The sequence below is a fragment of the Rhodopseudomonas sp. B29 genome (assembly GCF_000333455.1).
Classification (GTDB): domain Bacteria; phylum Pseudomonadota; class Alphaproteobacteria; order Rhizobiales; family Xanthobacteraceae; genus Rhodopseudomonas.
In genome coordinates, this window is sequence record NZ_BADD01000032.1 from 1 (window position 1) to 1,061 (window position 1,061).

At 65.4% G+C, this 1,061-nt stretch carries 2 protein-coding genes; one reads left to right on the forward strand and one right to left on the reverse strand.

Annotated features, from left to right (window positions below):
* A partial coding sequence (locus tag I5M_RS00945) for a type II toxin-antitoxin system RatA family toxin (protein WP_022719686.1) occupies positions 1-338 on the forward strand: 338 nt, incomplete at its 5' end.
* A 145-nt stretch (positions 339-483) separates the two neighbouring features.
* Here I5M_RS00945 and I5M_RS00950 read toward each other — a convergent pair.
* On the reverse strand, positions 484-1,061 hold a 578-nt coding region (locus tag I5M_RS00950), incomplete at its 5' end, for a CinA family protein (protein WP_022719687.1).

A 1,061-nucleotide genomic window follows, 5' to 3' on the forward strand; every position in this document is an offset into this window, starting at 1 on the left:
AAGACGGCACCGAAGTGGTGATCGCCGACATGACGGTGTCGTTCAAGCTGGTGCAGGAGACCTTCACCAGCCGTGTCACGCTTGATCGGGCCAATCTGAAGATCCTGGTCGAGTATCTGAAGGGGCCGTTCTCCAATCTGGAAAACCGCTGGACGTTCGTGCCTAAGACCGAGCGCGCCTGCGAAGTCGGCTTCTTCCTCGCCTACGAATTCAAGAGCCGCATGCTTGCGACCCTGATGGGCGCGATGTTCGACACCGCTTTCCACCGCTTTGCCGCGGCCTTCGAAAGCCGCGCCGATCAGGTCTACGGCGGCGCGCCGAAGCTGTCGCGGGCCTAGTTCGAAGTCTCACCGTCATTGCGAGGAGCGCAGCGACGAAGCAATCCAGCTCGGTGCACTGAGCTGGATTGCTTCGCTTCGCTCGCAATGACGAATGGAGTTATGACTTGCCGATCAACACGGCCGTGAGCGAGAGACCGGGGTATCAGGTCTTCTTCGGCTTCACCGGCCGCTTCGGCGCGACGCGTTTGACGCTTGCGGCTCGCCTCGGGGTGCGGGCGACGCGTTTGTGGACGTCGGTGGCGGCTTCGCGTTTGACCTTCTTGGCCGCCGGCTGTGGGCCGCGTGCGAGGTCGAGCAGCATGCGCAGCGCTTCGACGACCGAGCGCTGACGCACGTTGCTGCGGCCGATGGCGCCGAAGCGCTGTTCGCGGTGGGCGATACGGCCGTCGCGCGCGGCGACGGCGAAATGCACCAGGCCGACCGGCTTGCCCGGCACGGCGCCGCCGGGACCAGCGATGCCCGTGATCGACACCGCCAGATCGACGTCGGCATTCTCAAGTGCGCCGACCGCCATCGCCATCGCGGTCTCCTTGCTGACCGCGCCGAACGTGTTGAGCGTCGAGGTCTCGACGCCGAGCATGTCGTGCTTGGCGGCATTCGAATAAGTCACGAAGCCGCGGTCGATGACGTCGGATGAGCCGGGGATGTCTGTCAGCGCGCCGGCGACGAGGCCGCCGGTGCAGGATTCCGCGGTGGCGATCGTGAGCTGCGCGAGCGGCA